The 20,256-nt window shown below is 47.2% G+C and carries 13 protein-coding genes and 1 pseudogene; 7 read left to right on the forward strand and 7 right to left on the reverse strand.

All coding sequences use genetic code 11. The features are described from left to right. Positions 1-9 precede the first annotated feature (9 nt). The gene (locus ACWQXP_RS12135) at positions 10-1,410 is read right to left on the reverse strand and encodes an efflux RND transporter periplasmic adaptor subunit (protein ID WP_454063135.1); all 1,401 of its coding nucleotides are present in this window, start codon (positions 1,408-1,410) and stop codon (positions 10-12) included. Then, positions 1,403-4,589: pseudogene (locus ACWQXP_RS12140) on the reverse strand (efflux RND transporter permease subunit). The gene ACWQXP_RS12135 and the pseudogene ACWQXP_RS12140 overlap by 8 nt, the downstream one beginning before the upstream one ends. Before the next feature lie 665 nt (positions 4,590-5,254). Here ACWQXP_RS12140 and modA point away from each other — a divergent pair. Continuing rightward, positions 5,255-6,064 carry a molybdate ABC transporter substrate-binding protein gene (modA, locus tag ACWQXP_RS12145; RefSeq protein WP_454063136.1) on the forward strand — a complete coding sequence of 270 codons (810 nt, stop codon included), beginning with the start codon at positions 5,255-5,257 and terminating at the stop codon, positions 6,062-6,064. A gap of 416 nt (positions 6,065-6,480) precedes the next feature. On the opposite strand, the gene sthA is transcribed toward modA, so the two are convergent. The 3 genes from sthA to ACWQXP_RS12160 all read right to left on the reverse strand — a co-directional run bounded on the left by sthA (position 6,481) and on the right by ACWQXP_RS12160 (position 10,611). Further along, positions 6,481-7,881, reverse strand: coding sequence for a Si-specific NAD(P)(+) transhydrogenase (sthA, locus tag ACWQXP_RS12150; RefSeq protein WP_454063137.1), 1,401 nt, complete (start codon positions 7,879-7,881; stop codon positions 6,481-6,483). 456 nt (positions 7,882-8,337) lie between these two features. Then, a complete protein-coding gene (locus ACWQXP_RS12155) occupies positions 8,338-8,730 on the reverse strand; it encodes a response regulator (RefSeq protein ID WP_454063138.1) in 393 nt (130 codons plus the stop codon). Between the two features lie 702 nt (positions 8,731-9,432). Then, on the reverse strand, positions 9,433-10,611 hold the full coding sequence (locus ACWQXP_RS12160; RefSeq protein ID WP_454063139.1) for a sigma-54-dependent transcriptional regulator: 1,179 nt from the start codon (positions 10,609-10,611) through the stop codon (positions 9,433-9,435). A 1,241-nt stretch (positions 10,612-11,852) separates the two neighbouring features. Here ACWQXP_RS12160 and ACWQXP_RS12165 point away from each other — a divergent pair. Further along, a complete protein-coding gene (locus tag ACWQXP_RS12165) occupies positions 11,853-13,238 on the forward strand; it encodes an alginate export family protein (protein ID WP_454063140.1) in 1,386 nt (461 codons plus the stop codon). Between the two features lie 891 nt (positions 13,239-14,129). Next, complete coding sequence (locus ACWQXP_RS12170; RefSeq protein ID WP_454063141.1) at positions 14,130-15,350, forward strand: sodium-dependent bicarbonate transport family permease; 1,221 nt, start codon at positions 14,130-14,132, stop codon at positions 15,348-15,350. Positions 15,351-15,569: 219 nt separating this feature from the next. Here ACWQXP_RS12170 and ACWQXP_RS12175 read toward each other — a convergent pair whose 3' ends face one another. Beyond that, positions 15,570-15,767 carry a hypothetical protein gene (locus ACWQXP_RS12175; RefSeq protein WP_454063142.1) on the reverse strand — a complete coding sequence of 66 codons (198 nt, stop codon included), beginning with the start codon at positions 15,765-15,767 and terminating at the stop codon, positions 15,570-15,572. 859 nt (positions 15,768-16,626) lie between these two features. Between ACWQXP_RS12175 and ACWQXP_RS12180 the strand changes: the two genes are divergently transcribed. Both ACWQXP_RS12180 and smbP read left to right on the forward strand, forming a co-directional pair. Beyond that, positions 16,627-17,574: a universal stress protein gene (locus tag ACWQXP_RS12180; protein WP_454063143.1), complete on the forward strand. Its 948-nt coding sequence runs from the start codon at positions 16,627-16,629 to the stop codon at positions 17,572-17,574. Positions 17,575-17,963: 389 nt separating this feature from the next. Beyond that, positions 17,964-18,329 (forward strand): small metal-binding protein SmbP, encoded by a 366-nt coding sequence (smbP, locus tag ACWQXP_RS12185; RefSeq protein WP_454063144.1) that lies wholly within the window; start codon positions 17,964-17,966, stop codon positions 18,327-18,329. Between the two features lie 88 nt (positions 18,330-18,417). Here the strand turns inward: smbP and ACWQXP_RS12190 are convergent, their stop codons facing one another. Further along, on the reverse strand, positions 18,418-18,585 hold the full coding sequence (locus tag ACWQXP_RS12190; protein ID WP_454063145.1) for a hypothetical protein: 168 nt from the start codon (positions 18,583-18,585) through the stop codon (positions 18,418-18,420). A 566-nt stretch (positions 18,586-19,151) separates the two neighbouring features. On the opposite strand from ACWQXP_RS12190, the gene ACWQXP_RS12195 reads away from it, so the two are divergent. Beyond that, complete coding sequence (locus tag ACWQXP_RS12195) at positions 19,152-19,748, forward strand: c-type cytochrome (protein ID WP_454063146.1); 597 nt, start codon at positions 19,152-19,154, stop codon at positions 19,746-19,748. A 190-nt stretch (positions 19,749-19,938) separates the two neighbouring features. Next, complete coding sequence (locus tag ACWQXP_RS12200) at positions 19,939-20,250, forward strand: hypothetical protein (protein WP_454063147.1); 312 nt, start codon at positions 19,939-19,941, stop codon at positions 20,248-20,250. The last annotated feature ends 6 nt before the right edge of the window (positions 20,251-20,256 follow it).

Genomic DNA, 20,256 nt, shown 5'->3' on the forward strand with positions numbered 1-20,256 from the left:
TATCCACGATCATTGCGAAGCTTGCTCTTTTAATGCCGTAATTTTTTTGGGCGCGGGGACTTCCATTGACGCCGGTGCCTTCTTGCGCGCGGGCACCTCCATGGTCGCCGGTGGCTCCATGGGCACGGGTGGATCCATGGGAGCGGGCATCTCATGTGGCAAGGGTGCCTCCATGGCTCCCGGGGCTTTCATGGGTGTGGGAGCTTTCATTGACGCCGGTGCCTCCCTTGGAACAAGCGTGTCTGTCCCAAGGATGTCGTAACCGGGCGCCGGCGTCACGATGCGGACAGTGTCACCTTCGAGCAGCGCGGCGCTTGGATTGTTAACGATTCGGTCGGTGACGGAAATCCCCTCTGCTACTTCGACGGCGCTGTCAAGGAGTTTGCTCACGGTAATCGGCTTCATATGCACTCGCTCATCCTCTGTCACCACAGCCACTTGTGTGCCGTGCTCCTGGAACACCAATGCGGTAGACGGAATCGTGACCACATTCCGGTCAACCGGAGCCGTGAGATGGACTTCGGCGTAGGAGCCAGGCCAGAGGGCCCTGTCTTCGTTTTCGATTGTGAAGATGGTAATTGCGGTGCGTGTGTTGACGTCGAATCCACGCGCAACGGTCAGGAATTTAGCGGTAAAACGACGACCGGGCAATTGCGGCACCGTCACGTCGGCCGTCAATCCCGGCTGAAGGAAAGGCCCGAACGACTCCGGCACAGAGACAAAGAGACGCAACATGCTGACGTCGGCCACCGTAAAGAGATTACTGATCGAGCCGGGAGTGCTGATCGTGCCTTCTTTGTTGACGTAGTCACCGACATTGATGTTGCGCTCGGTCACGACGCCGTCATAGGGCGCGATAATGGTTTTGAACCGAATTAATGCTTCGAAGTTCCTGACGTTTTGCTCCGCTGCCCTCACCTTCGCCAATTCGGCTTTTGCCTCTGCCACCTTCACCGATATCGACTGTTCGGACACCGCATGGTTTTTGCGCAGCGCCGACCAGCGCTTCGCGGTGATCTTGGCGAGATCATAGATGGCGCTCACCGACTTCAGGTCCGCTTTGGCCTGCGCATATTGGGCGTCGAGGGCCGGCGCATTGATTTCGGCGAGGATATCGCCTTTTTTCACCATTCCGCCGTAGTCCTTGTACCACATCTTCACATAGCCCGAGACCTGCGCGTAAATTGGCGCCTGAAACCAGGCCTGAACATTTCCAGGGAGCGTAATGGTCTCGGTCGGCGGCACCGGTTTTGCCTTGATGACCGCTACAGTGGAGATGGAGTCTTCGAGCGTCTGTTCGCGCAGCACAGCGGAGGCGCTTTCGTTCTCATAAAACCGATAGCCGAGATAGAGCGCGACCAGGAAAATCGCTAAGATAACCACAAGCTTTCCACGCAGAATCTTACCCATTGTATGCATCGGCCTTCTGGCGAACCGCTCGCCGGTTATAGATCATCGCGTAAACACAGGGTACGAAAAATAAGGTGAAGAGAGTGGCCGCGAGTAAACCGCCGATCACGGCGCGACCCAGCGGCGCATTCGTAGAATATCCTATCGCCATGGGAACCATCCCGAAGATCATCGCCAAGGCCGTCATGAGCACCGGACGAAAGCGGGTCACGCCAGCTTCGATTGCGGCCCGCAGCGCGTCACCATGCTCTTGGAGCCGCTCACGTGCATAGGACACCACAAGGATCGAATTGGCCGTCGCCGTGCCCATGGTCATGATCGCACCCGTGAGTGCGGGCTCCGAAAGCCGTGTATGGGTCAGGAATAACGCCCACGCAATACCCGCTAATGCGCCGGGCAGGGCGGTAATGATGATGAAGGGATCCAGCCAAGATTGGAAGTTGATGACAATTAGCAGATAGACTAGCGCAACCGCGAATATCAGTCCGAAGATCAGCTCAAAATAGGCGTCGTGCATCAGCGAGGCCTGACCATGGATTTCGAGATTGGCGGTGCGTGGCATCTCGTCCTCCATACTCTTGGCAACTTTTTCGACATCCGCCAAGACACCACCAAGATCGCGCCCCTCTGCAGATACATAAATATTGAACAGCGGCATAATGTTCCCATGCGTGACGACACCTGGCGTTCCCGTCGCTGAAATTTCAGCCAAATTACCGAGAAGCTGCACACCTTTATCATTAGAAGAATTGCTCGATGACTCGACCGGGATGGTTTTGAGACTATTGACACTGTTAATTTGCGCCTGCGGCGTATAGATATTGATCAGGTACGACATGCCGGTCGTGGGATCGAGCCAATAGGTCTGGTCGACCTGTTGGCTCCCGGCAGTCGTCATGAGCAGATTGTCAGCCATTTCCTTCAAGGATCTGTTGACGCCGAGTCCGAACGTGCGATTGCCGTTGACCATGAGGGTCGGCGTACGCATCGTCTGCTGGATCACGACGTCTGCAGCGCCAGGAATCTCGCGAAACTTACCCACCAATTTGCGGGCATACTCATAGTTGGGGTACATATCCGGGCCGTTGACTTGCACATCGATCGGCGCAGGCGCGCCGAAGTTGAGAATTTTGGCCGTCAGATCGGACGGTTGAAACGTGAATACGGTTCCCGGATAACGTTCTCTCAACCCCTTCCGGAGAATGCGCCGATAATCCCACACCGGCGACTTTTCATTCTTCAAGAGAATCGTCAGGTCACAATCCTGGGAGCCGATCGTCGGCGTCGGAATGAAGGCAAGGTTGTGCGGTCCGACGGGCAGGCCACAATTACTGACAATGTTTTCGACCTGGCCGGGCAGCAATTCCTGGATACTGTTGGAGACGAGAGTGGCAATGCGTCCTGAAACCTCAATGCGCGTCCCGAGCGGCGCCCGCATATGCATCGTCATGATGCCCGATCTAATCTCGGGAAAGTAATCGCGCCCGAGGAAGAAAAAAAGAGAAGTGGAGCATACCGCGATGGCCAGCGTGATCGTCACGAAGACCCTTCGACGGGCGATCGCCTGTTCAAGCAGCGAACCATAGCCCTCGCGGAACTGATTGAATCGGCGTTCGAATCCTTTTTGAAAGCGGACAAAGACGTTGCGCGATGATTCCACGCCAGGTTGTCCAGGCTGTTCATGAGGCGGCGACATGATGATCCTTTAACATATATTTTGCCATGGTCGGCACCAGTGTACGCGACAGGATAAAGGAAGCGATCATCGCGATGATGACCGCCTCAGCCATGGGTTTGAATAGGTAGCCGGCGACGCCTCCAAGCCCGAAGAGCGGCAGCCAGACAATCGCGATGCAGAGGGTGGCAACGAGCGTTGGGACGACAATCTGATTAGCAGCGTCAATGATAGCCTGTTCCAGTGGCTTACCCATTTCAATATGACGATCGATATTCTCAATCATCACGGTCGCATCATCGACCAGAATACCGACGGCCAACGCCAACCCACCCAAGGTCATGACGTTGATAGTCTCTTCGAGCAGATGCAGACCGATGATGGCAGTCAAAATGGAAAGCGGGATCGAGGTCCAGACGATAACCGTAGCCCTCCATGAGCCGAGCAGCAACAGGACGATGAGGCCGACCAGTGCCCCCGCCAGCAGCATTTCATGCAGAACGTCCGCGATCGATTCTTTCACGAACGTTGAGGCGTCGTCGAGGAGCTTGATCTCCACGCCCTCCGGAGAGATATCCTCGGCACGAGGGATCATTTTTTTGATCCCATCGACGACGTCGAGCGTCGAGGCCTCCGTGCTCTTCATCGCGACAAGAATCACCGTCTGTTTTCCATCCACCAGCACTGAGTTCTGCTGCACACGACCCATGAGGCGCACCGTGGCCACGTCGCGCAAGTAGACAAATGCATTGCCTTCCCGCTTGATCGGAAAGTTAGCGAAATCTTCAATCTTTAACGGTGACGCGTTCGTCTGGACGATCCAGTCGGTTTGCTTAATCTTGATGTCGCCGGAAGGCAGCACCAGATATTGCTGCATGAGCGCCTTATGAATGTCCGCTGGTGTGAGTTGACGGGCGAGCAATTTCTGTTGATCGAGATTAACCATGACCTGCATGTCTTGACCGCCATAGGGATGCGGCAGAACGATTCCCGGCACCGTCACAAGCAGAGGACGGATTCTCATATAGACGAGATTATAGAGTTCCGCAGGTGTCATGTGGTCGGAACTGATTTGAAGCATGGCCACGGGGATTGAAGATGGAGCAAGACGCATGACCATCGGCGGCGAAATATCGGGGGGCAGGGCATTGACGACGTTTTGCGCAATGCCCACGATATCTGCTTCAGCCCTGCCCACGTCGACTCCATCCTGGAGAAAAATATTGGTAATGCTGCTACCGAAATACGAGTGACTATGGATGTACTTAATACCTTCCACCGTTGATGTTAGGAAGCGTTCGAACAGATAGGTAATACGTCCTTCCACTTGCTGCGGAAGCATGCCAGAGTAAATCCAAACCACGGAGGTGACGGGAGTCGTGATATTCGGGAAGACGTCAGTCGGCATGTGGCGTATCGTCAGAACTCCCAATAGCACGATGAGAATGGTCATGACGACGAAGGTATACGGTCGTCGCAAGGCTATGAGGACCAGCTCGTTCATGCGCGAAGCCTCCTAAAAACAGTTTGAGTTTCTTCTTTGTTGAACAACATTAACCCTCAACAATTTTTTTAGTTGCTGTGATTGGGTTTCCTCTCACAATCAAAATATTCATTTTGACTAAAAGCAAATTAGCTAAAAGCAAAATCCTTACCAAATGGAAATATCTCGACATCCAGGGAAACCACAGCAGGGTACGTGCACATTATGAGCGCAGCATCGTCACATCAGCATCACGTCAAAAATCTTGGTCAGTAACGAGCATAAAAAATAGGTAGTGACTTTTTGCACTGAGCGCATTGTGCACAATCTCACAATTCCACCCAGCAAGCGGGTCAGATGCATAGACAAGCAATTCTAGAGAATTCGTCAAAAAAGATTACGTTATAAAGAGTTTTCTTCATTTTCTTCTATGAATCGACAACAGGTATTGATCTTGCTGTTCATATAATTTGTTCACTCGCATCTTCAGCAATACCATGTGAGATCAAAAGGACGAGGAGCATGTATGAGTTGTGCGAGATATGATCAACAGGAGAGGATGGGTACCTGCGACTTTGAACAAGGTCGCGTAGAAATGTCCCTCAGGATCTATCTGATTGATAATTGATTCAGGCTCATTTATTCATTCTACGGGTAAGACCCAATTGGACAGGAAGAGGTGTACAATGGTTGGAGTTCGGAAACTTGGTATGGCAATAGCGCTGGTCGGTAGCATCCTCGGTGTTGTGGCAACTGAGGAGGCTGTTCAGGCTGAAGATCTGAAAATTGGGGCTGCCCCAAGCTTAAGGTCAGCATTACAGGAAATTGTCCCGATGTTTGAGAAAGAATATGGTGCGACCCTAGAGGTCGTGTACGGTCCGTCGCCCATACTTCGACGGCAAATAGAACAAGGTGCTCCGATCGATATCTTTCTCCCTGCTGCGGTTGAGGAAGTTGAAAAACTGCAAGACAAGAATCTGACGCTCAACGGCGGCCATCAGATCTACGCCCAGACCTCTCTCGTGCTCGTCATGTCAGCGACCTCTCGGGTCATGCCAGTTTCTTTTAACGAGGCATTGCCCAATGGAGCGACCCGCATTGCTCTGGGCGATCCAAAAACTTCGTCGCTGGGAAAAATCACGGCACGGGCACTCACCAATCTTGATCCCGCCTATAAGAATCGACCCAAGCTTCTCTATGCACAACACGCAGAAGATATCGTGAATTTGATCCACACGGGGAAGGCGGACTTGGGTATCATCTACCGTGCGGATGCGATCAACAATCCACAAGTGCGTATTATTGATGAGGCTCCAACCGGAATGCATATACCAGTCCAGTTCGGCCAAGCAGTAGTATGGACTTGTCGAGAAGCATCCTTGAAAGTTGCGGAAAATTTTTTCGATTTCATCTTAAGTCCCCGCATACAAAAACTCCTGCTCAAATATGGCTTTGATTATGATTTTGATTCCATATACTCGAATAATCTCTCCTAGCATAACCCTTCGGTAGAATGGCCGGTATGAGTTTCTCTTAATGATTAATTGTGCAATTCATTCCCCATGGCTTACCGCGTACCAATCATAATCTTTCAATAGACCACCCCGTTGCTTGCAGCGGGGTAGTCTATTGAATGTACTTTATTTCGATAAAAAATGAATCGCTTATAGCCGCTTCAGTTATACCGAATCGATGAAGCGCCAACTTGCTCAAATTTGATATCCAATACGTACTATGAGACGTCAATTTCTTTTGTCCAAAACTACAAGGAGTCGTGCGCTTACTCGACCAGAATCCTGTTGGACAGGAAACATGCTTACCATCGACATACGGTACTCCTTGAGATTCCTACTAATAAATATATGTGTTCACTTCGAGCCCCGAACATCTACACTAGTATCAAGTCTTCATCCTATTGTGAGAGTTTGTTATAGGCATTCAAGGCGGCCACCTTATAACATTCCGCAAGTGTCGGATAATTGAAGACGTGATCAAGGAAGTAGTCGAGGCCACCCCCTAATTCCAATACCGCTTGCCCAATATGAATGAGCTCAGTGGCTCCAGTGCCGATCGCATGGACGCCTAACAGTTTTCGAGTCTCTCGATGAAACACCATTTTCAAAAATCCACTATCATCCCCAAGAATTTGTCCTCGCGCGATTTCCTTATAACGGGCCACTCCCGTTTCATAAGGAATTTTCTTCTCTGTCAGGTCATGTTCATGCGCACCAATCATGGAAATCTCTGGAATCGCATACACGCCGAATGGAAACTGTGTATCCATGGGACCGGCATTGACTCCAAACGCATGACACGCCGCTCGTCTTCCTTGCGCAGCAGATGTAGCTGCGAGACTGGGGAATCCAATTATGTCGCCGGCGGCGAAAATATGTGGAACCTTCGTTCGAAACTCTTGATCGACGGTAATCCGTCCTCGATTATCCGCAGTCAGTTCTGCGCCTTCCAGGTTCAATCGATCAGTTGCACCAATTCTCCCGGCCGAATACAGGACCATGTCGGATACAATTCGTTTTCCGGATTCAAGTTGAATCACGGCTTGTTTGGGAAGGCCTTCAGTAAGGTTCACCTTTTCCACGGCTTCTCCCAACCGGAATGTCACCTCACGTTTTCTCATTTGATGAATGAGTTCCTCGACAATTTCATTATCTAAAAAATCCAACAAGTGCTCCCGTTTGTCCACAACCGTGACATCGATTTCCAGTGCGGCAAACATCGAAGCATACTCCATTCCGATCACACCCGCTCCAACGACCACAAGTTTTTTTGGTAAATGCGTGAGGCAGACCATCTCGTCGCTGGTGACAATGTTTTCGCCATTTACGGCAATACCTGGGGGAGTCGCCGCCTTGGTTCCCACTGCAATAAGGATATTGTCGGCCGTGACGGTTCTTGTTTCGTTGCCTGAGGTGATGACGAGAGTATGGGGTTCTTTAAATGAGGCTTCACCTATGATGAGTTGGATATTGTTTCTCCACAGCTGATCTTCAACCATGTCAACTTCTCGGTTCCTGACGAGCTGCACACGGGAAAATAATTGGCTAGCTGACGGACGGTGGCGACTCCGACTTTCTGTCTGGTGCAGGAGGTGCAGGAAAGGATGATTGGTGGCCATATAGGATAAGACAGCTTCACGAAAGGTTTTGCTGGGAATGGTTCCAAGTTCCACGCACACGCCGCCCGCGGATTGCCGTCGTTCAATCACTCCTGCTCGCTTCCCGAGCTTCGCGGCTTGGATAGCCGCTCGATGACCAGCAGGTCCACTCCCAATGCACAAAAGATCGAAATCAAACATGCCGCTCATTCTAAGACCGCACCCATGCAACGCTGATGCTGATTAACATTCAAAGCCTGATTCATTTTTTTTCATACATGATGAACCAGCATAATTCATGCCTGAACATTTCTAGGGTTGCGTCACAATTGTGCTGTATTGCACATGGCTCTGTAGAAAAGTGTGACATTATGCGAATGCAATGAATTTCTAGTTGAATTATTGAGACTGAACCCTCGCAATATTACGCCTCAATTATCAGAAGGAGTTTGAAACGGATATAAGAGGTGTTGTCGACGTAACCCATGGCCACACAACCTTTCTCCACTATCTTCCTAAAAATAGGAAATCTAAACGTCGGGTGAAGTCGAAAGTAACTCTTGGGTCACCCCAAGTGATCAGGAAAGAATGGGGTACGGAAAAGACTTGACTCTGATTCTTTGCAGGGGAGAAGAGCTGGCGTCGAGGTTCGTCTTTTTAAGACGCCATCTTCACGAATTTTAAAACAAGGAGTAAAATATTTTGAGGATCGTAGGGCTTAGAGAAAACATATAACGCTCCGGCTTTAAAGGCTTTTTCTTGAATGATGTCCGTAAGATTTGCAGAAACCATGATTGCTGGGGGAGGATGAGGAGTTTCCAATGCAAGCTGTTCAAGAAATTCGCAACCATTCATTACTGGCATTTGAAAGTCCGTAATAATAAAACTGATCGAATTTTCCCGAATAATCTCAAGTGCTGATTTCCCATTTTCTGCTACTAGACACCTTAGCCCTTCATGTTCGAGACGCAGACGAAGGACTTCACAACAATCAGGATCGTCATCGACAATCAAGACAGCAGGGGAATGCCCATTCTCAACCTTATTCATCAGATTACCCATACCTGTTGAGACACCAATCAATTATGTGCCACTGGACCTCGAATGCAAACCGATTTATGCTTTTTCATGTCAAACCCTTCGAAGATATCCTGCATGAGTAGAAGGTCACTTTTTTTATAGTACATGTACGCACTGAATCTTGACTCATATTGTTCAATGCAACTGGAATGCCGACTACATAGGATAGCAGCTCAATATTTTGGTTCATAAAATAAGATATAAGCGCCACAAACGACATGATTAGAATTGTGATGCGACAATACGAGTGGAAATGCACGAATACAGGTGAGCGAAAACCACAAATCCATCTACGACCTCTATCTCTCTCTAGAAAAATCGTTACCTACACGCACAAGAAAACGAACATTCATCACAACATGATAGCAAAGAAGGCTTATTTAGCGAGTAACAGAACGCGGCGGCAGTGATGGGACAGACTGAAAAGCTGGAGGTAGAGCATCACGTGGAAATATGCAGAGTGAGTGGCCCCAGTTCAGGGCCAGGACAAGTATGGAAGTTATCAATACGGCTCTCACATTTTCGGCGCGAGCAGTTGCCGTCAATTCGACAAAGAGATATTCCGCACTGCCTGGTTGCAACGTAGGCCGTATTTCATTGAGAACGCAGAATAATATGCTTCACATCCACTTCGTTCCTTGAAATTTTTTCCTTCCAAGGAAGAGAAGAAATTTACATGATTTTTTCATCTGAATAAAAATCCAAAGACGTGAGAGCCGGGCCTTGCGAACTCAATAATGCTCTTCTAATCATGGCCTCCAATTCTCGAATATTCCCCGGGAATTTATAACTTCCCAACACGGCGGTTACCGAATAATCAATATCGAGTTTTGGACGACCGATTTCTTCACCATAGGTTTGGATCATTTTCATGGCCAAAGGAATAATGTCTTGTCTACGCTCCCGGAGAGGTGGAATGGAAATTTGATTACCTTGAAGTAACGTAAGCAATTCAGGGTGAAAGTTTTTTCCCTGGCCTGGTTGATTCGGTGAAATCGTACTGGCCAGTATAAAACGATTCGTAATAGGAAACTGTTCCACCCCCCCCATTCGGCAGAACGAACGGGTACGAATCGCCTCAGCCAAGGATCCTTGAACCTGAGATGGAAGATGTTCAAGACCATCAATCAAAAGAGTGCCTTTGTCGGAATGTTCAAAGCTTCCGTGCTTAGCCTGACTGGCTCCGCTAAAGGCTCCTCGTTCATAGCCAAATAAATGGGACTCTAATAGAGTGGCTCTTTCTTCGTTGCAACTGACCGCGATAAAAGGCGCCAAGTGCCTGGGGCTGTTGTAATGAAGAACGCGTGACAAAAATTCTTTGCCTGTCCCCACCTCCCCTTGGAGGAAAATGAGAGGTGTCTCCTGAACAGCAAGAGATTTCAAATGATCAACGACCTTTACCATGGACTGGCTCTTGGCAATCACATGCTCCCAAGAATATTGGCGTTGTTTCTCCAAAGCGGTGTACTCAACCTGACTCCTCAGCTCGAGGAAGTTGAGCGCTCGGTCCAGTGCCGGTTCAACTGTTGAAAAATCAACCGATTTAATCAAAAAATCGTAGGCTCCAAGGCGCATGGCTTCGACGGCATCTTCGATGGTTCCGTACGCGGTTAACATAATGACCAGGGTTTTCGGAGTTATCTCTCGCACCCTTTTTAACGTTTCTAAACCATCCATTTCAGGCATTTTCAAATCCAGGAAAAGCAGATCAGGAACTTCATTGTCTAAGGCGTTAATAAGTGATTCTCCTGAATTAAAACTTCTCACCAGGTGTTCATATTTGGTCAAACGTCGACTTAATGCGGAACACACACTTTGTTCATCATCAGTAACATAAATCGTTGCACGCATAACAATCCTTCTTTTCAGAATGAATAAAGAAGTCTGAACTCCTCGTCTTTATACTATACAAATACTTTTTTCATGTCGACGTTCGGAAAGAGTTGAGCCTTTTTTGCCGGTATAGCGAATCCAATTACTTGCAAACTGATAGGCTTGGGCACGATTGCCTGGAAGGCCTTGCATTCTTCACAGACTTTCAACGTTGATCTTTCAAGAAGCCATCTGACATACGGTTTAGAGGTGCCCAAGTCCAGTTGACTGAAAAGGTAGCCCTAGGCGACGGTTGCTTCATACCTCTCGTTGGGTTGAATAGGACACCGACGTTGACATGTGGTTGTCCCCCTGAATTGATAATTACAGATCGCCTAGCAGCGTAATACTGCACCTCAAACATCGGCAGGTTATATCTGCATGGATTATCGCGAATCCAAATACGTACCAGCTAAACCATGGAGACTTTCAACGCGATATCCAACGTGTCAAGAGTACGGATGTTCATTGAATCGGCTATAACTGGCAGCAATTGACCTTGTATATCACGTAGTGGAATATCCAAATTTAGCGAATCGATACTCTACCGATTCGGTATAACTGAAACGGCTATAAAAGTAACAGAACTTTTCCATCCAGATGTCAGTCGAGAAGAAATCCCCTAAAACCGTCCTTTTGCCCAATAGTTAAAGGAAAGCTATTGGACAGATGGATGTAAGGACGATTTTTAAAGGATCTCCAGCCAAGGAAAAAGGAAAGAGCTGGAAGCAATGAGCTTCTTTAAACTCTTGCAAAGTTTATACTCACAAAACAGTATTAAGGTAATGGGCATTCGACAGTCGACAATCATGAATATCCGCAACACTTTTTGATTTGTTTCACTTCGTATAACTGGTGGAGTATTCATACTCAACAATAGGTCAGCGTGCGATGCTGCACATGACGTAGGTGTGAATTGGCACTCTTTTCTGAAATGATGACAGTTTGAGGATTTAAGGAAACAGGAATGAAAGCATTTAAATAGGAACAGGGAATTCAGAGGATAATATCCCCCCATCTTCTCGGAACCTCATGACAAGGGCCATTCCTTACCGATGAGGAAGCCCGTCATTAATCATTACTTTCCAAACTTTTCATCGAATATACCGACCCTTTACCTAATGGCATTAGTTTTGCTGTCCCTGCGTAGGGGCAAGTCTACGTAATTGTGTACAGACGGCCATAGTCATCAAATCAAATTTTCAGGAGAAAGAGAACTGATGATAGAAATTCAACGAGGATTTTTAACGTTTCTTTTTGTCGTCATTGGACTGTCATGGACTGAGGTCTCGCTCGGAGCTGGAGATCATACGAAAGAATTTCCGAGTGATTTTGATCGTTTGACTGCCATCTTACAACAACCAAATTCTCTTTCTGCAGCGACTCCAGAATGGTTAGACTTGGGTGTTGAGCATCGTACTCGTTATGAAACCTTTGATCATAGCTTTACTCGGGGCACCGCAGGGAGCAATCAACAGATTCATCAACGGACGAGAATCTTGCTGGGAATCAAAGACATCTGGGACCCAATCCGATTCACACTTGAACTAGCTGATTTTCGCGCTCCTCTAGCAGATCGAGGGCAAGATCAGTCACCAATTTTTGTCAATCACTTGGATATTTTTCAACTGCATCTTGACGTGGTGACTGACAATTTTTTAGGCACAGGGCTATCGGGAAAACTAGAAGTCGGACGATTGATCATGGATTTTGGGCAAGGACGCTTAGTCGCCGGACATCGGTTTGGAAGCTTTACCCCAACATTTGATGGCGTACAATTGACCTTTGGTGGAGATAAAAGCTCAAAGTGGGGACTTCGCGCATTTGCGACACGACCCGTTCAGCGACATTCTGTCAGCCCGGATTGGAACACCCCCAGTTCCTATTTTTCGGGGGCAGCGATTTCCAGCCGCCATGTTCCATGGGCCAATGCGGAGTTGTATGTCTTTCAACTTAATGAAGGAAATCATCTTCAAAAACGTGATCTGTCTACTGTCGGGTTTCGACTTTTTGCTCTTCCGGTCAAAGAGCAATTGGATTATGAGATAGAATCGATCTATCAAGTTGGAGAGGTCGGCCGCACTCATCACTTCGCCCATCGTCATCACGGTGAGGTGGGGTACAGTTTAGGAACGGATTGGCCTCTTCGGTTTGTCTACCTGTTTGACTATTCCTCAGGAGACCCAAATCCAAGAAAGAACTTTGACTTCTTATTTGCGAAGCGCCGCGCAGAATACGGGCCAACCGGAATATTAGGAGTCATCTTTCCATCTAATGTACTTTCACCCGTTGGATTTCGTGCGACCCTCCAACCAACTTCCACAATTAAGTTGATGGCGTCTCATCGCACTTTCTGGCTGGCCGATGGTCGTGGCCCTTTTGTGGGCAGTGGCCTACAGGACTCTACTGGTCGAGCGGGCACCTTTCTCGGCAATATGTTTGATACTTCTGTGAATTGGGCTCCTCAATCTGGCTATTTTCGCCATACTTCCTTCCAAGTGGGCTATACCCGCTTTTTCAAAGGCTCCTACTTTGATCGAGTCCCACAAAGTCCAGGTACGGCCGATGTCAATTATGTATATACCATGGCCGTTATTACCTTCTAGCCCTTCGAACCAATCGTCGTTCGTATCTCGTAAAAAACTGAAGGACTTCTCCCACGAAATACGAACAACAAACGACGAAATTCGTGCTCCAACAAACAAGATACGATTCACAAAGGAGGAGTCAGGGGAACAGCATTGGCTAACTTTCTCCAATCTCCCTTGAATAGCCAAGAGCAGCTGTACATGACTTGCTCCTCGAGGACGGTCACAAACCTTTCGAGGCTTAATGACACTAATTAATAAAATAATCTCAGGGGATTTCTCTCATTCACATCAATTTTTCTTTACATGTTACTTCCCGCTCGTTCAATCTCTGAAAACACAGCTTAGCTTCGCACTATACCGCAAGTGCGTCTCCGCACATATGAAAGGTTGGGCTTCTTCAAGGGTAGAAAAAGGAAAACCATAAAATTCACTAAATACACGTATTTCAAATGAAATGTTGAGGTTTCGTAAATGTGTCCTCGACTGGAATCAATCTTGCTTTTTTCATTATCAGCTTAACTTAGGACCAGAAATGGACTTCAAGAAATGTGGCATACATGGAAGAGAGTGAACCCGAAGAGAGCATACAAATTTTGATAGGTTCGCAGGTTCACAAATTCGTCGTCCTTAAGAGCCTTACTACGCCAATTTTCCTGAATTTCGTTCAACAGATATTTCCATTCTACCTGCAAAAGACAGAGTTAGAGCTTCCTGCATCATGTAGAGACATTCTGTCTATTTGTTTTTATTTATACCACCTAAAGATGAATAAAATCTTACTTTCAATTCAAACCTATAAGCCTAGGCTTCAGCTCATTGAGATATCAGATTCACCTTTTCAGGTACAAAACCTCTCCACTAGCAAATAGCCGAGGTTGCATATTTCTTTAGGACAAGGAGCAATTCATGCTTGAGGATTTTATCTACAACTTCACTCACAACTTATTCAAACCGCTGTTGCTCTTTTTCTATATGGGTTTCTTAGTGCCTTTGCTTAAAGTTCCGTTTGAATTTCCGAATGTTCTGTATAAAAGTATCTCGATATATCTGTTGATCTCCATCGGCTGGCACGGCGGCGAAGAATTGGCCATGCTAGAGGCTGTTGACCTTCAGCATGCGCTTGGGTTCATGATCGTCGGCTTCATCACGAACACGATCATTGGGACCATAGCCTATTTCTTCCTCCGAAACATGACAAAGCTTCGGCAAATCGATGCGGCAACCGTCGCAGGCTACTACGGCTCAGACTCAGCGGGAACATTTGTTACCTGTGTTGGTGTGCTGGCCGCCGCCAATATCGCCTTTGCGGCGTATATGCCGGTCTTACTCGCTGTGATGGAAATCCCGGGCTGCCTTGTCGCCCTCTTCCTCGTCTCACGACTTCGTAATTCAGGACAGATGGACGCCTTCGGCAATATGCCAGGAGAACCAGATTACGATCCCAGCACGCGCCCTAGCATAGGTGCTCCCGTTCATTCCTTACATATCGAAAGTCAAGATGAGAAGGGCGAACACGAGACGACAGTCCCGGTTTATGCGAAATCGGTCGGTGCCGCTGCGGCATCAGACTATGAACAACCTCCGCCTCAAAGCGTGTTTAGTAAAAAAGTCTTACATGAAGTTTTCTTTAACCCAGGCCTGTATTTATTATTCGGTGGAATTTTAATTGGATTCATCGGCCGGTTGCAGGGGGTCAAGGTTACCGAGGTCGACGATAAATTTTTTGTGGTCTTATTCCACGGAGTCCTAAGTCTTTTCCTCTTGGAAATGGGAATGACGGCTTGCTCACGACTCAAAGACTTGAAGAACGCAGGCTCAGGCTTCATCGTATTTGCCCTACTACTTCCAAATGTCTTTGCGATGATCGGTATTCTCGTGACTCATGCATACAGCATGGTACTCGGTCATCCGTTCGAGGTCGGCACCTATGCACTCTTTGCTGTACTGTGCGCAGCAGCATCGTATATCGCCGTTCCGGCTGTTCAGCGACTCGCCATTCCTGAAGCAAGCCCCACTCTGCCCTTGGCTGCCTCACTTGGGTTGACCTTTTCTTATAACGTCACCATCGGCATACCTTTATATATCATGTTGGCCACCGCAGTGATCACGGCAATGCCAGTTAATTAATATCAAGGTATAGCAAGTCGAGTGAGAGAGGATGCAAGGAGCATGTGCTAATAAGTACCTCTCCGCACCAAGAAAACGTCTTGTTACTCTTGTGTACAGATAGAACCAAGGCGCCTATGACAAGGACGACGTGTCGCCTGCCATGGCGAGCATTGACACCTAGACGTTTACATTGGTTGATCATACAACTTGCAAAATGATGAATCTCATAAATCGACCTCAACGATTCAACGATGGGCTGAGCTCTAATGTCTGAAGTAAGCATGACAAATAGCCACATGACATCAATTCCTTCCCAATGTTGAGGTCAGGCAGAAAAAATCTAGCCTTTTCTCCCCCTAGCCAACCGGAAGCATCATCGCTACCCTCTAAGGTCATTCGATCTCCCTCAGGCAACCGCTGAGGACAGTGGATCATAACCAACCCTCTGCTCCTTTGTTAAAAACGAACGGATTAGGTGACAACATCCAGATTCATCGTTAATTCTCTCCATAATTTTGGGTCTGTTGAAAAAAGCCGCCAGCGGCGTTCTCGCCATTTTGCCATGCTGACGTATTAATAGTACCTCTACTTAGCAATTGATCTGAAGGTAGCAATAACGGTTCTATCATAAGCTAGAGCTTCCTACTCCCAGTTTAGTCAGCTTCTTCAAGAGTCGAGAAAAACACCCAATAACCCAAGACATATACATTCCTCACAATCAGAAATTTAGAAATATCACTGACGTTCAGTATTCCATTCAATAGGTCTTTGACATCTGAAAAGACCAGACATTGCGCTACTTCGCACGAAATGGTTTGAGCATATGCGCTCAACGTCATGAAATGACACGACTTCTCCTACTATACAATTTTCACGAAACTCCCTATTTTTTCAACTCCCGAATCAACCATCAGAACCCTCACAAAAATTTGGTACACCCTTTGCTCTAGTACATGAGCATCATGAAACTTCCACCATTCAAGAACAAACTCATTGAGACAAGTCACAGGCTTCAATGTATTCACACAGCATGTATCAATTGTTAACCCATGAGGTGACCTGATGTCGACTCTACGCATAATCGAGAAAAAAGAACAAAAAACTGTGGACAGAGAAAGTCAGGTCACTGAGATTCACGATCCACGCGAGGAACGAGAACAACAGTTTATGAAGACCTACGAGGCTTTACGAAAATACGCCTCTCTACACTTTTCATGTGATGATGAACGCTAGCCGACTGTCGTTGTCTATAACAGGTGGGATACTTCGAGCCCTCAAATAAAGGAGCACGAATATGAATATTCTCAAAAACTTTTCTGTTTCACAAAACGAATCTCGTATTCTAAAAACGGATAGCACTGATGCTTCACCTTTTGGCAGACCAACAACTCTACCGCATTTGAATTTTCGACGTATCTTTCATCCGACCGACTGTTCGACTGAAAGTAAGGTCGCGTTTATCCATGCACTGAAAATGGCTGAATCCACCGGGGCAGAACTACAAATTTTTCATAGTGAAGAGAGCGAAGAAAAAAAGACTCTTGCAGTTTGGGACGACTTCCCTCAGGTTCGAACAACACTCACACAATGGGAAAAACGACAGGATGACCCGGAAAGAAACCTTAGCGAACGGCGAGGCTTTCATGTTGAAAAGGTATTGGCCTATAGCGCAAACGCCAAAAACTCGATTCTACGATATCTCCGCGATAAACCCTCTGACTTAATTGTGTTGACCACTCATCATCGACATAATTTCAGCCTTCGTTCTTCCTATGGGATCGCTGAAGCCATTGCATCGGAGTCTGGAATCATGACCTTAGTCGTTCCGCCAGGATGCCAAGGTTTTGTTTCACCGGTTGATGGAACCGTCACCTTAAACCGCATCCTCATTCCGATCACGTCTACTCCAGCCCCACAACCGGCAGTCGACGTTGCATCGGCCATGGCTCAAAGGTTAGGGAATTCTGAAGGTGCCTTCACGCTTCTCCACGTTGGCCATGAAGAAGACATGCCGAAGGTGAAATTACCTGTTCACCCTGGCTGGACTTGGGATACCGTTATCAGAAGCGGACAAGTGGCTGAAGAGATTCTATCCGAAGATGCTGAGCAGTCCTTTAGCCTCATCATTATGGCAACACGAGGCCACCAAAACTTTCTCGACGCTATTCTCGGAACCACCACTGAATGCGTCATGCATCAGGCATGGTGTCCTGTCCTTGTTCTTCCAACAACCTCATCATGAATGAGGATATCCGAAACCCGAATACCCTATCACAACCTACCAATACGCCACAGACATCTAACCGATATAGTTCCACTTGTTAGACAGATGGAATCGAACGGCTTTTCTTTTCATTCCTGAATCGACAGCACTACATTGAGGACCATCATTTTTGATGAGAATTGATTTCAATCTTCACTCTGCATTCCATAGCCACATCACACCTCCTGTACCTCAACTTTTTCAACAAATCAAATCGCCTTAACCTCCTGTCAATGTTTTCTCATTTATGACATGCATTTATTTACATTTATTAAAAACTTGTAGTATACATAGGTATCGGTAGGCATTATGGTCTGAATGAAAATGTAGACCTGATGATTTATTTGAGTTTCGACCTAGGAGGATTCATGAAAGTCTTGATAACGACTCTACGATTCACGATTGTGGTTGGAATACTCGCGCTTGCCGTCAGCGGATGTCAAAGTGGCCCCATGGCAACCGGGGCAGCGAGTAACGCTCACGTGGTTGAAGCGATGGCCCACACTCAAGAAGCCATTGAGCATGGCAATATGGGCCATGCTGATGCACTCGTGACCCATGCGACGGCTGCTCTTGGTCATGCAAAAGCCGGTCAAGAAGAAGTTAGTAATCCGCACCTTGATGCCAGCGTGAATGAGCTTGAGGAAGCCATTGCCCATGGGAATCAAGGCCATGCCGATGTCGCCACAGGACATACGAAAAATGCCATGAGCCATTTTAAAGAGATTAGATAAAAATAAACGGGAGGAAGAGCCCGATGGACGCGGATGAGAATCCTCATCCGCGTCCTCTCAGAAAGAAATACTCAACGTCTCTTAGACATCACACCGATTGACAAGTCTGCCCCTCAAGAAATTGACGTTCCCAATCAGCCTTCACGAGCCATGCAGCATCAACGGCATTCTCCATTTCCTTACGCGATAGACCCGCCTCAACAGCAACTTTGCACATGGTCCTGAACGCATCAGAAATTTCTAAAGGACTAGTCATACACATGCCCCCTTGTTTGAGATTCCTCAACGCCACCTTCTATGGGTGTATCATGCTACTCTTACTTTTAGGAGTATGAATACCGGTTGAGGAAAATATGATATAAAGCGTTTAGTAGGTAACTTCTGAAGATCCACAGTCAAAATCTATATGTTATCGAATAGAGAATGGATTGTATATAATGCAATGTATATTCCTTTTTTTACGTTCGAAAATTTATGAAAAAAATCGAGAAGATAGCTGATGATGCCAAATACGATCAGGTCAGAAATGAGCAAATCGGTGAAGGTAAAACCATACAGAAAATCAAATAAGTGTCAATTTTCTTATCAATTCACCTTCCTAAATGAACGGTCAACAAAAAATATTTTCCAATACTTTTCATCAAATGGATCGATATGTTGGATTAATAAGGGAACGAAGTCCATGCGACTATTCCTCAAGAACGCCTTTGCACTCTCGAGTAAGAATTTGGTACTGGTGTCAAGGGAAGATATGCACGACCTTGCACTATGGACAAGGAACCTCCTCAAATAGCTCTTCGGCATAGCCTAAGGAGATAACACTTGAAGACTTGGATCACGTTAGGACTCATTCTCACTGCCGGCATTCTGATTCTCACACTCTGGCTTTTACCCGGAGCATTTAGCGCAAAAGGCAAGCCATCAGAGTTCGAAGTGAAACTCGTCAGGTTCATCCGACATTGGGCCGTTCCCAGCCATCTCCGTAACGCGAATAACCCTATTCCGCCTGAACCGGAAGTGTTAGCCGATGGACTTCATCACTTTGCCGATCATTGTGCAACCTGTCATGCCAATGACGGAAGCGGGAAAACACCTATGGGGCCGAACTTCTATCCTCCGGTTCCTGATTTGCGCGATCAGACCATTCAGGAAATGTCGGATGGAGAATTATTCTACGTCATTCACTATGGGGTTCGGTTTACCGGGATGCCTGCCTGGGGAGATGGTAATCCGGAAAAAGATACGGATAGCTGGAAACTCGTTCACTTTATTCGTCATCTTCCTGAAATTACACCAGAAGAAATCAAAAAGATGAAAACCATGAACCCAATCACTCGAGCAGAACGTGAGGAGCAAGACGCACTAGAACGTTTCCTCGCTGGAGAAGACGTCCAACCTGCCGTTGAACATCATCATTAATTTCACGTCTTCGCGACTCGATGTCTATGGATTCAATAGATCAAAAACTTGCAATGACAGGAAGCTTCCAAAGCAAAAACAGACTCCGTACGAGTCAAGAATTTTTTAAATTACTCATAGGCGAGAGCGTCTGATACATGACCAGGACCAGTCACATTCATTCAATGTAGCTTAAAAAAGGAGACTTCTTATGACACGCTGGCTTGCCATTCTCGTATTTCTTTCCTTGCCTCTTACAATCTCTTCACTTTGGGCTCACGGTGGAAACGAACATGTGCTTGGAACGGTCACAGAATCCAGCGCCGATCACGTCGTAGTAAAAACACCGAAGGGAAAATCCGTCTCGATCACGATCCAAGCTCAAACAAGTTTTCAACAGGATGGCGTTGAGACAAAAGATGCCAGACCTCAAGTTGGCGACCGACTTGTTGCCGAAGTGTCGAAAGACGGAGAAGAATTCGTCGGCAAAGAAATTCGATTCGCGACTCCCAAATCTCATTAAACTCAG

The organism is Candidatus Nitrospira salsa (assembly GCF_965152625.1).

Coding starts and splice junctions, on each gene's coding strand:
- ACWQXP_RS12155 (WP_454063138.1), bottom strand. CDS start 8,730: ATGAATAAGGTTGAGAATGGGCATTCCCCTGCTGTCTTGATTGTCGAT.
- modA (WP_454063136.1), top strand. CDS start 5,255: ATGGTTGGAGTTCGGAAACTTGGTATGGCAATAGCGCTGGTCGGTAGC.
- ACWQXP_RS12135 (WP_454063135.1), bottom strand. CDS start 1,410: ATGGGTAAGATTCTGCGTGGAAAGCTTGTGGTTATCTTAGCGATTTTC.
- ACWQXP_RS12165 (WP_454063140.1), top strand. CDS start 11,853: ATGATAGAAATTCAACGAGGATTTTTAACGTTTCTTTTTGTCGTCATT.
- smbP (WP_454063144.1), top strand. CDS start 17,964: ATGAAAGTCTTGATAACGACTCTACGATTCACGATTGTGGTTGGAATA.
- ACWQXP_RS12190 (WP_454063145.1), bottom strand. CDS start 18,585: ATGACTAGTCCTTTAGAAATTTCTGATGCGTTCAGGACCATGTGCAAA.
- ACWQXP_RS12170 (WP_454063141.1), top strand. CDS start 14,130: ATGCTTGAGGATTTTATCTACAACTTCACTCACAACTTATTCAAACCG.
- sthA (WP_454063137.1), bottom strand. CDS start 7,881: ATGTTTGATTTCGATCTTTTGTGCATTGGGAGTGGACCTGCTGGTCAT.
- ACWQXP_RS12180 (WP_454063143.1), top strand. CDS start 16,627: ATGAATATTCTCAAAAACTTTTCTGTTTCACAAAACGAATCTCGTATT.
- ACWQXP_RS12200 (WP_454063147.1), top strand. CDS start 19,939: ATGACACGCTGGCTTGCCATTCTCGTATTTCTTTCCTTGCCTCTTACA.
- ACWQXP_RS12175 (WP_454063142.1), bottom strand. CDS start 15,767: ATGATCCACTGTCCTCAGCGGTTGCCTGAGGGAGATCGAATGACCTTA.
- ACWQXP_RS12160 (WP_454063139.1), bottom strand. CDS start 10,611: ATGCGTGCAACGATTTATGTTACTGATGATGAACAAAGTGTGTGTTCC.